The 13,758-nt window shown below is 41.0% G+C and carries 14 protein-coding genes; 6 read left to right on the top strand and 8 right to left on the bottom strand.

Annotated features, from left to right (window positions below; all coding sequences use genetic code 11):
• Positions 1-234: 234 nt before the first annotated feature.
• The 8 genes from IEY03_RS10965 to IEY03_RS10930 form a co-directional block, all read right to left on the bottom strand.
• Positions 235-789, bottom strand: coding sequence for a hypothetical protein (locus tag IEY03_RS10965; RefSeq protein WP_188841516.1), 555 nt, complete (start codon positions 787-789; stop codon positions 235-237).
• Positions 782-880: a proprotein convertase P-domain-containing protein gene (locus tag IEY03_RS17160; RefSeq protein WP_101031468.1), complete on the bottom strand. Its 99-nt coding sequence runs from the start codon at positions 878-880 to the stop codon at positions 782-784. Before IEY03_RS17160 ends, IEY03_RS10965 begins: the two co-directional genes overlap by 8 nt.
• Positions 881-2,009: 1,129 nt before the next feature.
• Positions 2,010-2,480, bottom strand: coding sequence for a BamJ family beta-barrel-assembly machinery protein (gene bamJ / locus IEY03_RS10955; protein ID WP_188841514.1), 471 nt, complete (start codon positions 2,478-2,480; stop codon positions 2,010-2,012).
• A 97-nt stretch (positions 2,481-2,577) separates the two neighbouring features.
• Entirely contained in the window at positions 2,578-2,955 is a 378-nt protein-coding gene (locus IEY03_RS10950) for a DUF1294 domain-containing protein (protein WP_188841513.1), read from the bottom strand.
• On the bottom strand, positions 2,952-3,605 hold the full coding sequence (locus IEY03_RS10945; protein WP_229778285.1) for a YceI family protein: 654 nt from the start codon (positions 3,603-3,605) through the stop codon (positions 2,952-2,954). The genes IEY03_RS10950 and IEY03_RS10945 overlap by 4 nt, the downstream gene beginning before the upstream one ends.
• Before the next feature lie 56 nt (positions 3,606-3,661).
• On the bottom strand, positions 3,662-4,870 hold the full coding sequence (locus IEY03_RS10940; protein WP_188841508.1) for a DUF418 domain-containing protein: 1,209 nt from the start codon (positions 4,868-4,870) through the stop codon (positions 3,662-3,664).
• Positions 4,871-4,976: 106 nt separating this feature from the next.
• Positions 4,977-5,861: a prohibitin family protein gene (locus IEY03_RS10935; protein ID WP_188841506.1), complete on the bottom strand. Its 885-nt coding sequence runs from the start codon at positions 5,859-5,861 to the stop codon at positions 4,977-4,979.
• A gap of 29 nt (positions 5,862-5,890) precedes the next feature.
• Positions 5,891-6,367: a hotdog fold domain-containing protein gene (locus IEY03_RS10930; RefSeq protein ID WP_188841504.1), complete on the bottom strand. Its 477-nt coding sequence runs from the start codon at positions 6,365-6,367 to the stop codon at positions 5,891-5,893.
• A gap of 138 nt (positions 6,368-6,505) precedes the next feature.
• Between IEY03_RS10930 and IEY03_RS10925 the strand changes: the two genes are divergently transcribed.
• The 6 genes from IEY03_RS10925 to IEY03_RS10900 all read left to right on the top strand — a co-directional run bounded on the left by IEY03_RS10925 (position 6,506) and on the right by IEY03_RS10900 (position 13,754).
• The gene (locus IEY03_RS10925; RefSeq protein ID WP_188841502.1) at positions 6,506-7,429 is read left to right on the top strand and encodes a polyprenyl-phosphate transporter; all 924 of its coding nucleotides are present in this window, start codon (positions 6,506-6,508) and stop codon (positions 7,427-7,429) included.
• A gap of 140 nt (positions 7,430-7,569) precedes the next feature.
• Complete coding sequence (locus IEY03_RS10920) at positions 7,570-8,532, top strand: YbgA family protein (RefSeq protein ID WP_188841500.1); 963 nt, start codon at positions 7,570-7,572, stop codon at positions 8,530-8,532.
• Positions 8,533-8,567: 35 nt separating this feature from the next.
• Positions 8,568-10,037 (top strand): deoxyribodipyrimidine photo-lyase, encoded by a 1,470-nt coding sequence (phrB, locus tag IEY03_RS10915; protein WP_188841498.1) that lies wholly within the window; start codon positions 8,568-8,570, stop codon positions 10,035-10,037.
• 421 nt (positions 10,038-10,458) lie between these two features.
• Positions 10,459-11,670 (top strand): NnrS family protein, encoded by a 1,212-nt coding sequence (locus IEY03_RS10910; RefSeq protein WP_188841496.1) that lies wholly within the window; start codon positions 10,459-10,461, stop codon positions 11,668-11,670.
• 90 nt (positions 11,671-11,760) lie between these two features.
• A complete protein-coding gene (locus IEY03_RS10905; protein WP_229778287.1) occupies positions 11,761-13,059 on the top strand; it encodes an ammonia-forming cytochrome c nitrite reductase subunit c552 in 1,299 nt (432 codons plus the stop codon).
• Between the two features lie 221 nt (positions 13,060-13,280).
• Positions 13,281-13,754: a nuclear transport factor 2 family protein gene (locus IEY03_RS10900; RefSeq protein ID WP_188841491.1), complete on the top strand. Its 474-nt coding sequence runs from the start codon at positions 13,281-13,283 to the stop codon at positions 13,752-13,754.
• Positions 13,755-13,758 lie beyond the last annotated feature (4 nt).

Genomic DNA, 13,758 nt, shown 5'->3' with positions numbered 1-13,758 from the left:
ACGGTGGCAGGGATGCCAAAGAGTGTTGAGGATGAGTGAATTTGGCCACTAGTTTAGAAGTTTTGCCATATATAAAGTAATCCTTAAAGCGCTAATCAAGCAAAGCACCTAACTCATTTCTGTCCAGAAACGTATCAACGCGGTGAACTTCCAGTGTGTAAACTGTCAGTATGATACTTTTAATACTCAGTTCCAGCGTGATTCAGGCTTGGGAGTAGCGATTAGTATGAGACTTTATTCCCATCTTACAAATCCCCATGTTCCACTTTTAATATCCAGAGTTCCGCAAAATGATTCTCTAACAGACACCTCAAACCGCCCATACTTTTCTAGATCCCAGGAAACATCAGTTTCTACTTCACTGGGTACTCTATCGGCGTGAACATAAAAAGTCCAATAATGAGGTCTAAATGGATCAAACCAGCTTCTTTTCCGTCGAACTGCCCTGAAATCGCTATATAAGACATTGTTGTCATCCAAATACTGTGTCGCGGCGGCAACTATCTTGCTTGGGGGCTGATAGATTCTTTTTTCAACAGGATATAACACGACAACAGCTAACATGCCTATGGTCCCAAAAATCAACATATTCGGCCATTTAGCAGGCTCAAAATACCAAGCGACAAGCCCGGATAAAATCAGCCAGATAGCAAAGCATATGTAAAGCGGCTCCAAATCCAGCAATATAGGGAAAAAAGAGGCACCTCCACCCCCCGGCGCTGTACTGTAAAACAGTGCAGCGCTGAATAATAGCGAACACAACGCCTCTAACATTCTTAACTTAATCAAACTGAATGCTCCACTGTGTTAATGTGCCAAGATTATCTTTCTTTTGATCGCTAACCTTGAGCGTCCAAACACCCTTCACCGTTTCAATCATATTCGAGAATCTAATCAAACACTAAAGTTTATTACTGATATTGCTGGAATAGTTATCGCTCGAGAGTTTGAGGGGGGACACTTATTTGGACGTAGTTTTGTATCGAATGGAACAAACCTCAGATACACAAATCACGTATTTTACCATTGCTGCCAAATAGCTATTCAAGAACTAGATTGGAAAACAGCAGAACATAGACTTGCGCTATTTTGTGTTTATTTAATCAGGAAATATGCGAGATCTCGTTATCACCACAAACAATCAGAGCGTTATGCTTCCAGAATCACGCAACTGATGAGGGAATTTGCACAAGGCCACTTTCTAGACGAAGTAGAGCTGATTAATGCTTTTAAAGATATATGCCAAGTCGCTCAGTAGTAGGCTAGCTTGGAGTAAGTGAATTAAATAATGCACAGGTACACATAAAAAGCATACATAATTCAGTATGATTCGCTCTAGATTGCAGGTCTTCACTGTACTTATTGAAACACCGTACTGCATTATAGGAGTCAACAGGGTCATGTCTGGCCTTTGGCCATACATCTACTAATCCATACCCTCTTAACTAGACCTAAATTTCTAACTCACTTCTGTCCAAAAGTGAGTTAACATCTGATCTGATCTGATTTAGCTTTTGCTACAGTCATCAATGAAGCTTAATCGAAGAGACAAAAATTCAGGTGCTGATGAGCCTGCGAGTATCCAAAACATGGATGTTTTGGTTAAGCCCACATGGATGTGCTTGCGGCGTCTCGCGGGATCATTTGCACTTGAAGTCACCTTCCTACCAAATACTGTCCAATAACGAGTTAACTCCTGTTCTGATTTAGCTTTTGCAACAGCTATCAATGAAGCTAACTCGAAGACACAAAAAAGTCAGGTGCAGATGAGCCAGCGAGTATCCAAAACAGGGCGAAGTTTCACTCAGTGAAACCTTTTTTGAGCGAGAGGCATGGATGCCGAACTGGCTATTTAACAAGGATGTTATTGGTTTTGGTTAAGCCCACATGGATGCTGATTTTAAAACCAAAAGCCAGAGTCTCGCTGGCTCATTTGCACTTGAAGTCAATCTTATGAAGATTTAATAGGATCTAATGGCTTTTGGTTCACCTATTAACCCGAGTTGAGGTTAGTTAATTTCAAATAACTCGACATCAAAAATCAACACAGACCCGCCGACAATTTTACCCGTTGAACGGTTGCCATAGGCAAGTTGGCTTGGAATGTAAAAACGGAATTTATCGCCAACTGTCATTAACTGCACACCTTCTGTCCAACCTTTAATCACTTGATTAAGCGGAAACGCGATGGTTTGACCGCGTTCGACTGAACTGTCGAAAACCGTACCATCTATCAAAGTACCGTGGTAATGCACAGTGACATTACTTTTGGCGGTTGGGTGCTCGGTGTTGTCACTTTTCGTGAGCACTTCATACTGTAAGCCAGACAAGGTTTGAATTATCCCATCACGCTTGACGTTTTCAGCTAAAAAAGCACTGCCTTTAGCAATGTTTTCTTTGGCGGCTTTTTGGTTATTCATTTGACTAAAAAAATAAAAAATAATTAAAGCAATGACAGAAACAGCAATGAGCATGCGCATGAAAAATTCTCTTTGTTAATATGGGTTAAAATGACGCGTCAGTTTACCCTAGTTTATGCAATGGCAACAGTCACCCATAGTGAACTGATTTAAAGACTTAAAGGGTATACAGTAGATATAAATAACTGCTCCCAACAGTGAGAAGAATATTGATAAATATCGATAACCAAAATTGATATTTAAAGGATTTTTTCTGGGTTTTATGGCGAAAGTATTGCTGGGCAATAATCGCCGCTGGCCAGCCGCCGATTAAGGCGTAAACGCATAAGGTTTTTTCACTGACACGATTGCGTTGAGTATGGGGTGATATTTGGTTTTGAGTTGCAATACGCTTGTCATACCAAGTTATTATGAAACTCAACAGGTTAATGCCAATAAATATGCCAATAATCCAAGGTGAAAGTGCATAAAACCCATAACCAATAAGCAAAAATACCAGCCAGATAACCAGCATGAATAACGCAAATATCATCATTGTTTTAAGAACTCCGCGTAAATCTCTAAGGTTATGTCATCGCCCACAATTGGGATGTAACTGCTCATATCAAAATCAGACCGTTTAATGGTGCCTACCGCGCTAAACCCTAAAGTGTATTTTCCTGTCATCCAGTTGTCGGCAGCGCCATGAAAAGTCGCGCTAAAAGTCACTGGTTTAGTCACGCCATGCAAGGTTAGCAAACCTTCAAAGGCAAATTGATTATCAGTACCGTCAGCGTTAATCGGGGTGACTTTTTGGCTTTTAAACAGCGCTTGGGGAAACGTTTTACTATCAAACCAAGTGCTGTTTTGCAGGGTGGTTGCCAGTTTGTCATTGTTGACGTCGATTGAACTGATTTGCACGCTGGCTTCAAGTGATGCTGCCTGCATGTTATTGGGGTCAAAACGCAGTTGAGCATCAAATTGATTGAAACGACCTACATAGGTGGATAAGCCTAAATGTGACACTTTAAAAATTAATGCCGCATGGTTAGGGTCTAAGGTAAATTCACCGGCTTGAAGTTGAGTCAGTTCTGGTGTGACAGACGGCGTAACCCAGCTGATACAAGCTGAAAGGCTAATTAGGATAAACAATATCCCCAATAAATGGAGGTATTGGCTGTAAATTTTACCGATTGTTGTTTGCAACAAATACTCCTTGAGCCAACTGATTAAGTGATTGCTGGATTGAAACATCAAGTCTTTTAGCTATTTATGCGCTTAGACAGCACTCGCATTAAGTATTCCAAGGGGCCTTGGTTAAAAAAGCGCACATATATTGCAGCCAGACCTAGTTGTAACACGCTTAGCACTATAACCAGTAGCATGTAATCGATACGATCAAATGATATTTGCCATTGTGGCATCCAATGTCGCAATAACAGCACACCTAAAATAGACTGTAGAATATAAAAGCTTAAGGAAACTCGCCCTAGGTTTTGCAATAAAGTTAATTTTAGCGGGTTGTTTTGACAGAGTTTAACAATAATATGCCAATAAATCAGTGCGGTGGGTATGGCGCCAAGCATCATAAAAATAGCCGATATTTCTTTTATCACCGCCGAGCTAGACTGGCTTAATACACTGTCTAATACCGCAAATATTATCCCTGTTATGGTAAATGTTGCTAGCTGTTTTGCGCTAAAACCGCGCTTAAAATAACCTTGTTTCATCAGGTATATGCCAATAAGCATTAACCCTGCGCCGTACCATAAAATACTAATGGGGATGATCACAAGCATGTAACCCACCATCATGCCTTGCATCATCACTTGTGTGGTGTAACTGCCGGTCCAGATATCTAACTGTTGTAAATAATAGGCTGAGCCACGATAAAAGGGGTCATCCTCAATGGTTATTGATATTAATGCCATCACAACCATTGCGAGCAAGATAAATTTTGCCGACTTGGCTAACAAGGCTTTAGGTGCTAACGCGCAATATCGATAAGCCAGTAATCCGCATAAACCGTAGGTCAGTAAGATGTCGCCAGAGAAAATAAACACCCCATGAACCAGTCCAAACACGATAAGCCAATGCAATCGTCTATTGATGGTGTGTTGCGCATGTTTATCTATGCCAGCTTTACCAAATTGGAGCCATAAACCTGCACCGAACAGCATTGAAAACAAACTGATAAAGCGTCCTTCAAATATAAAGTTACTCAGTATTTCGATGATTATATCGGATAAAATCTCTGGCTGATGTGGGGCATAACCGTAAAAATTATTCGCCATAAAATAAATATTTAAAAACAAAATACCCAGTAAAGCAAAACCTCGAATAGCATCTAAGTTAGCTAATCTTTCAGGGGGTGTTGTTATTGTGGGCGTGGCAATGCATACCTGATTTTCAGGTGGTTTGGGCTCGTTGGAAAGGGGATAACGATTAATGATTGAATTCCTTTTTATCATTGATGTTAATCACGTCATCAATAAGATTTACTTTGCCTAAAAAATTGCTTTGAAAGGCAAAGTAAATCTTTTGACTATGGTTATTGGTAACCAAATACGCGATTTGCTACTTATTTTTTTGCACTTCTAAAAATGGAATTGTCCCTGTTGGCAACATGGTGGTTGGCAACTTTCCATCCCAGCGTTCGGCTTTCGTCAGTTCAACTAAATTCTGATTTTGGGCTAAGGCTTCTGCACGGATTTTAATTGCCGACGCTTCAGCATCGCCTTTAATTCGAATACTTTCAGCTTCAGCAATCGCCCTAGCCAATTGTGAGTCAGCCTCAGCTTGTGCCTGAGTCACAGCAATTTGCGCACTGACGCGTTCTTTTTCAAGATTTTGTAACTGGGTTTGCACTTCAACTTCGGCGCGCATTCTGTCTTCTACTGATTTTTCATAGGCATTACTAAAATCAATGTTTTCGATTTGCACTGAGCTAATCGTCACCGGCCCTTTTATCGATTTTGTAATGGCATCTGTGACATCAATACCAAACTTAACCCTTTCTTGCACCGCAGAAATGGCAGTGTATTTACCGAAGATATTCTCAACCTGAGTCGGCACCTGGCGGTCTAACAATCGTGACACCATAGAATCAATGCCCTTGAAGTTTGCATAAACTTCTTCAACCCTGTCTGGTGGCACACTAAATGTGACGGACGCTCGAAGCGTGGCAGGCTGTTGATCGCGACTATAAGCTTGCAGAGCTTGATAGCTGGCGGTATGAGTTTGAGTCGAAATTTTTACGACCGTATCGATTAACGGAATTTTAAAACCTAAGCCAGGTTCAGCCGTATCGATAATTTTACCATTGCGCAGTAAAACACCTCGCTCACCTTGATCAACCGTATACCAACTGCCATAAAGACCCGTCAGCAAACTGATAAAGATGACCCCTGGAATGATTTTACTTAAATGATTGTCGCCTGTTGTTAGACCATTTTTTAACATTGTGCTTCCCTAGCATAATTGAACAAAATTTATTTTTGTGGTTTTTCAGAAATCCATAGTTTGATATGGCCTTGAACCACCACAACACCATTAGTGTCATAGGCTTTTACGTCGACTAACATATCACCGACTTGCCATTCTTCTGGTTTTACCTCTGCGACACACAAAATATCGCTAGCAGCTTTAGCGGTATAGTCTACTGACATACCTTTAGGGATCCAGCGAAGATGCTTAGGAATAGAAGCTTCAGCCATAGTGCCCATCGCCATTTCAAGACCGTTACAAATGGCAATAACATGCACTGTGCCAATATGGTTTTGAACAATCTTGCGCTTTTTAATTAAGCATTCACAGCGATTTTCTTTCAGTGAAGTGATGTGAGGGTGAATTGTGCCGAAATATGGCGCCATACGGGATACCATTTTAGAGAAAATTTTATCGCCGAAAGGGTAGCGAGTAACCTTGTGGTATAACGCCATGACTTTATTAGGTTTGTTGTTATTCATAATCCATAACTGGTGATTATTTGTCTGGTCGGATGAGATTAGCATTATTGTTACCACTCTGCCAGTGGTTTGCCTATCAGCAAGTGGGTATAATCGCCAGCTAGATTATCGTGTGCAAATTACTGATTAGGGTTAATTTTGAAGTTATTTATAACGTATTTAAAAGGTATGGCCATGGGAGCCGCTGATGTTGTTCCCGGTGTATCAGGCGGAACCATTGCTTTTATCACAGGACTATTAGACCCTTTATTAGATGGGATCCGTAAGATTAACCCGAGTTTATTTGGTATTGTGCGTCAGCAAGGTGTTAAAGCCGCTTTTTTACACATTAACGGTCCTTTCCTTGTGTGTGTGTTTGGCGGTATTTTAACCAGTATTTTTGCCTTTGCTAAATTAATCTCATGGTTAATTGTGACTCATCCTATTCCTGTGTGGTCATTCTTTTTTGGGCTGATTTTATATTCTGTCATCCATATGCTTAAACAGGTCAGTCAGTTCACTGTGGCTCGGGTGGTGTTATTTGCGCTAGGTGTATTATTTGCTTGGGGCATTACTGTGTTAAACCCTATCGCTATTGAAGCGAACTATTTGACCTTTTTCTTTGCTGGCTCAATTGCAATCTGCGCGATGATTTTACCAGGTATCTCAGGCAGTTTTATTTTGCTGTTGATGGGGTTGTATCCTGCGGTTTTAGGGGCGGTTAAAGGTTTTGATATCGCTTTATTGGCTTGTTTTGCAACGGGCTGTGTATTGGGTTTACTGAGTTTTAGTCATTTATTGTCGGCCTTATTGCGTAAGTTTCACGATGCAACGTTAATGTTTTTGATTGGTTTGATGCTAGGTACGTTAGGTAAAATTTGGCCATGGAAACAAGTGGTTAGTTGGCGTGAAAACTCTAGTGGTCAACAAGTGCCTTTGTTAGAGAAAAACTTAAGCCCGTTTGATTTTCAAACCATCACAGGTGACTCACACCAACTTGTTGCCGCTATAGCCTGTGCATTTTTAGGTATTGGATTGGTGTGGTCGTTAGAACACTTTGGCCATAGACAACCCCAAAAGTAACTTTCAACATGATTAATCAAAAAAACAGAACTTAGGTTCTGTTTTTTTGTTTCAAATGAACTAGTTTTAAAGGATTCTCGTATAGTAGGTTATATGAGCAGACTGATGAAAAAATTTACCCGCCACAGGAGTGCGCTTTTATGAATGAACCTCAAGCATTTGTACCACAAAAAATTCAAATCGGTATTAGCAGTTGTTTACTTGGAAGTGAGGTTCGATTTGATGGTGGTCATAAGAATTCTTACTACTGTGCCACAGAAATTGAATCATTTTTTGAATACACCAGCATTTGCCCCGAAATGGCCATAGGTATGGGCGCGCCGAGAAAAAGTATCCGCCAGATCCGAGATGGTGATGTACTGTTAATTCAAAGTGCGGATGGCACCTTGGATGTAACAGAAAAATTGTCTCAGTTTAGCCAACAGAAGGTTACTGAACTTGGTTACCTTGGTGGGTATGTGCTTTGCGCAAAGTCACCGACTTGCGGTATGGAGCGTGTTTTAGAATATAAAATTGGCACCAATAACAGCACTAAAACGGGTGTTGGTGTTTTTGCAAAAGCGTTAATGGATGCTTACCCTCACTTGCCCGTAGAGGAAGAAGGTCGCCTAAATGATATGGTGATCCGTGAAAACTTCTTTACCCGTGTGTATGCCTATGACGATTGGCGAAAAATGCTCGCATCAGGCCTTACCAAGCACAAGCTGATCCAATTTCATTCTCGCTATAAGTATTTGTTAATGGCCCATAGCCCTAAATGGTATCGTGAACTGGGGCCGTTGTTGGCGGATATTCAAGACTTAGCTGCAACAGCGGACAGTTACTTTGAAGGTTTTATGAGTGCATTGAAAGTCAAAGCGACCCGTAAAAACCATACCAGTACCTTGCAGCATATTCAGGGCTATTTTAAGAAACACTTGAGTGCCCGTCAAAAAGAAGAGTTAGCCGAGTCGATTATGAAATATCGTCAAGGGCTTTTTCCTTTGCTAGTGCCAATTACGCTAATTAATCATTACCTTAATGAGTTTGAAGTGCCTTACATTGCAGACCAAGTGTACTTAAATCCACATCCGGAAACACTTAAATTACGTTATGCCTACTAGGGCCTATTGATGGATCACAAGGTAAAAAACACAGCATGCAATTAGCTAACAATAGTGTCGTGTGGTTTCGACAAGATTTACGTATTCATGATCATCCGGCGTTAACCCAAGCCTGTGATTACGCGCTGGAGCATAATGCAAATGTGACAGCGATTTATTTTGTTACGCCTAAACAATGGACTCAACACGACGTTGCGGCTATTCAAATTGATTTTATCGAAAGGCATGTTGGACTATTAAATCAAAGTTTAGCGGCCATTGGTATTGAGTTAACCGTGGTTAATTTAAGCTGCTTTGGTGATATTTTACCTTGGCTGCAAGCGTATTGTGCTGAGCATCATATAGGCCAAATATTTGCTGCTAATGAGCCAGAGTTCAATGAGCGGCAACGCGACCAAAAGCTTATCAGTGCTGGTTTACCACTAAGGTTAATCGAGCAAGATTGCGTGTTAGCCGCTGGCAGCGTTAATAATTTATCCGGGCAGATGTATAAAGTGTTCACGCCGTTTTCAAAAGCCTGGAAAAAAATAGCGGCAAGTCAATCTATTATGCCGTTAGGTATTGCTACGTTTAGGCAACCGATACCTTTGCCTGTGCTATGCCAATTTAAATGTGATGAGTTTTATCCCCATCGCGTGAGCAGTGAGCAGTGGGCGGCTGGCGAGGATTGTGCCAGAAAGCTGCTGAAACAGTTTATTGAGAGTGATATTACTGATTATCAACAATATCGTGACTTTCCTGCGATTGCAGGAACCAGCAAGCTGTCACCTTATCTTGCTATTGGTGTATTAAGCGCGCGTCAGTGTGTTGCCGCCATTCTATTTCACTATCCAGATGCGCTAGTGAATGAGGCAAGTCCGGCTAAAACATGGTTAAACGAACTAATTTGGCGAGAGTTTTACCGTCATCTGCTGGTGGCGTTTCCCAAATTATCCAGATCTCAAAGCTTTAATGAGCTGGGTCAGTATATTCAATGGCGCAATGACAATGATGAGTTTCAAGCCTGGTGTCAGGGACTGACTGGCTATCCAATTGTTGACGCCGCAATGCGACAGCTCAATCAAACTGGTTGGATGCATAATCGATTACGTATGGTAGTGGCGAGTTTTTTAACCAAACATTTACTGATAGATTGGCGCTGGGGTGAGCAATATTTTAGACAGCAACTGATTGATGGCGATTTAGCGGCTAACAACGGTGGCTGGCAATGGTCAGCGGGCACAGGGTGTGATGCCCAGCCTTACTTTAGGGTGTTTAATCCTATGACCCAAAGCAGTAAATTCGACCCCGACGCAAGCTTTATAAAACAGTTTGTGCCCGAAGTGGCTGGTTGGAGTTTGAAACACATACACGAGCCACACCTTAAAGCACAGCAGGGCAATTTGATGGCCGATTTATTTTCTGAACGCGCTAAGCTGCAAGCTGACTATCCCGCGCCCATCGTTGAGCATAGCTTTGCTAGGAAGCGGGCAATTGAAGTGTTAGGGGCATTAAAGCGCGGGTAGTTTTATCAAGGGGTTTATCGCCTTTATAAGAGGTGAATATAACCTCAGTTAGGGATAATAAATTGATATCAAACCGCTCTTTGCAGTGCAAACTGTGTTTAATTGACTAGCAACAGACCCACTATTGACGCGTAAATCCCCCTTACTATGTGGATAATGTCCATTTTATATTTAAGCTATTGAATATTAATGTTTTAAACGTCATTTATTCATATCTTAACCTGAGTTGAGGTTAAGATAAGCAGTACTAACCTTTTCACATGCTATTTTCTGGCAACATCCTAAAAGTGCAAGACAATGTGTAGATCACAGTTTTTATGTAATTGCTGATCACACAGCGCTATAACTATTGAACAAAAGTCTTGATGGGCTTAAACTACATTAAAGATTTATTTTTTATACATGTTTAAGGCGATGGTAAATGTTAAACATTGATGACCCCCGTGAGATTGAACAAACACCCGCTATATGGCGTTTAGGTTTTAGGCCGTTCTTTTTGGGCGGAGCTGTGGTTGCAGCCTTATATATTCCACTTTGGTTGATGGGCTGGTTTACGCCGCAGTACAGTCTATTTAATGGTGAATTTTGGGCTAATGTATTGCCGTTATGGTGGCATCCCCATGAAATGTTATTTGGTTTTGCATTGGCAATTGTAAGCGGTTTTTTACTCACCGCAGCGCAAACTTGGACCAACCAACCGACAATGAAAGGGCGGTTGTTAGCCGTAACATTCAGCTGCTGGTTAGCCGCTCGTTTGCTGTTATTAATGCCTTTTGATATTCCTATTTGGTTACCTGCATTATTTGATACCTTATTTTTAGGTATCACAGCAGCAACCCTATGGCGCTGTATTTATAAAGTAAAACAGTGGCGAAATATTGGTTTTCCAATAATGATTATGTTGGCGTTAGTGGTTAACTTAGTCAGTTATTACGCCCTATATGAACGAAATTTTTCGCTATCGACTCAGCTATGGCAAGGTATGATTTGGTGGTTAGCAATGGTGATTACCATAGTTGGTGGCCGAGTTATTCCCTTTTTTACTGCGATGAAGTTACAACATTCAAAGCCAGATCCCATACAAGCACTTGAATTAACGTTAATATTCGTTATGGGTATTTTGTTTGTTCAGTCAGTATTTCATATTTTTCCCCGAGAAATTGAACAAGGTATTTTGTTTAGTGCCGGACTATTGCAACTGATTAGAGTATTACGTTGGAAAGGACACAAAACATTTAAACAACCCATGCTGTGGTCTTTACATGTTTCATACTGGGCTTTACCAGTAACCTTGCTTGCGATGGCCTGGAATATCAACAATGAGTTTGCATATCGTACTTTACTGCATTTATTTGCTGTTGGTGGCATCGCATCCTTATGTTTATCGATGATATCGCGGGTATCACTAGGTCATACAAGTCGTAACATTTACCAAGGCCCGAACATGGTATTAGCCTTTGCTTGCTTGCCGTTAGCGGCAATATTACGCGCGATTATGCCTTTAATCGCGCCGCAATATACCTCCACTTGGTTATGGTTGGCTGGGGCGTGCTGGTTTTTTAGCTTCGGTATGTTTGTGTGGTACTACGCCCCTATTTTAACGCAACCTAGAATAGATGGTCGTCCTGGGTAAATTTTAAAAGAGTGAGTTATGTTATTAAGTAAACACCCAATATTAGTGTCAATCTTTGCTGGCTTAGGGGCGCTATCTACTTTGCCCGCGATGGCCAATGTCGATGACACTAATCAGGCTAAATACCCTAACCAATATCAAACTTGGTTAGCCACATCAGAGCAAAATGATAAAGAAGACATGTTGGCTGCATACCCTGCTAACATCATTTTATGGGCGGGTTCATCTTTTGCTAAAGAGTATAATAGTCCTCGAGGGCATCAGTTTGCCGTAGCGGATGTAACTCATATCTTACGTACAGGAGTGTCGGTAGACGCCGGCAAAAAAGGACTTTCAGCCAGTTGCTGGACCTGTAAAACACCTGATGCACCAAGATTAATCAACGAAATGGGCATAGAGGGATTTTCTGGTGCCAACTTTGCTAATTTAGGCACTGAAATTAAATCTGTGGTGTATTGCAGCGATTGCCATGAAGACGGCAGCGCAAAATTGGCGTTACCTCGCCCCCATGCACAGGACGCAATGGCCAAAATAAAACTGCCTTTTGATAAACAAAATACCAGTATGAAAGGTGCCCAAGTCTGCGGTCAATGCCATGTGACGTATTACTTTCAGCCTGAGCGCAGTGATAAAGTGAATATCCCATGGATTTTTGGCAGTACCGCCGATGATATTGAAAAGTATTATGACACTCGTCGTTTTTATGAATGGATCCATCCTATTTCAAAAACGCCGATGTTAAAGGCGCGCCATCCGGAATTTGAGCATTGGAGCCGCAGTAAACACGCTGAAACAGGAGTCACCTGTATAACCTGTCATATGCCGCCAGCAACCGATGATAAAGGCAATGAGTTTACTGATCATAAAGTTGGCAATGCGCTAGCGCACTTTGATAGTACATGTAAGGCTTGTCACTCTAGTCAGCAGACGATTACCAAAACATTAGCTAAAAACAAGCAGCAAATTAATGCTAAAGCCCGCCAAGTGGAAGACTTATTGGTGAAAGCACACTTTGAGGCGAAGGCGGCTTGGGATGCTGGAGCAACATGGCCGCTAATGAATGACTCCATAATGGGCATACGCCATGGTCAATGGCGCTGGGATTTTGCCATGGCTTCCCATGGTTTATACGCTCATAATCCAGAAGAAGGTAATGCATTATTGGACAAAGCGATTGAACAAGTCACCTTGTCACGGACTTTGCTCGCTATGGTTTTAAAGCAGCTAGATGTTGAAAAAGTTGATTATCCTGATATCAGCAGTAAAGAAAAAGCCCATACTGTTATTGGTTTTGATAAAGGTGCCGCAGAAGCTGCTAAAGTCATGTTCATTAAGGATGAAGTTAATAAACACTGGGATCCAGTCACCCGTCATGGTTATGAAAATTAACAGATAAGCCAATTAACCTAAGATTTTGCATGATAAAAAAGCGCTTAAAATATTAAGCGCTTTTTTTTGATCTATTTTCTGCTTATTACCGTATTTTTTGTAAGTGAAATAACTCATATATCATCTGGTTAAAGATAATATATGTTGTTGTCATATAAGGCATTGTAATTACTTGCAATGCGTTTTATGGTTAATATGCGAACGATACAAGAGAGCAGAGCATGCAAAACACGTCAAATGTAACCGAACTATCGTTACCTAATGACAATACGCCTGAAATTGTTGGCCAATTTATGCAACTTTACCAAGAGCTGAATAAAGACAATTTGCAACGATTAACAGAAATCTATAGTGCAGATGTGCATTTTCAAGACCCTTTACATCAGGTCAATGGAATGGCGGCATTAACGAATTACTTTGCCAATTTATATCAGAATATTACTCATATTGAATTTGATATTCATCAAATAGTCCTGAGTGAATGTCAGCACCAGGCTGCGTTATATTGGGTGATGAGCTACTCACATCCCAAATTAAATAAAGGCCAAGTGATTCACGTTGATGGTTCAAGCTTGCTTAAATTCAATGACAAAATTTATTTTCATCGAGATTATTTCGATGCAGGTCAGATGCTTTACCAACATGTACCTTTATTAGGTGGGTTAATCCAGATGCTTAAAAAGCGCATAGGTTGAAGTT

Origin of the sequence: Shewanella aestuarii (genome assembly GCF_014647215.1) — a bacterium.
GTDB classification, from domain to species: Bacteria; Pseudomonadota; Gammaproteobacteria; order Enterobacterales; family Shewanellaceae; genus Shewanella; species Shewanella aestuarii.
The sequence above is the reverse complement of the archived record's forward strand: the minus strand, read 5'-3'. Positions and strand labels throughout refer to the sequence as shown.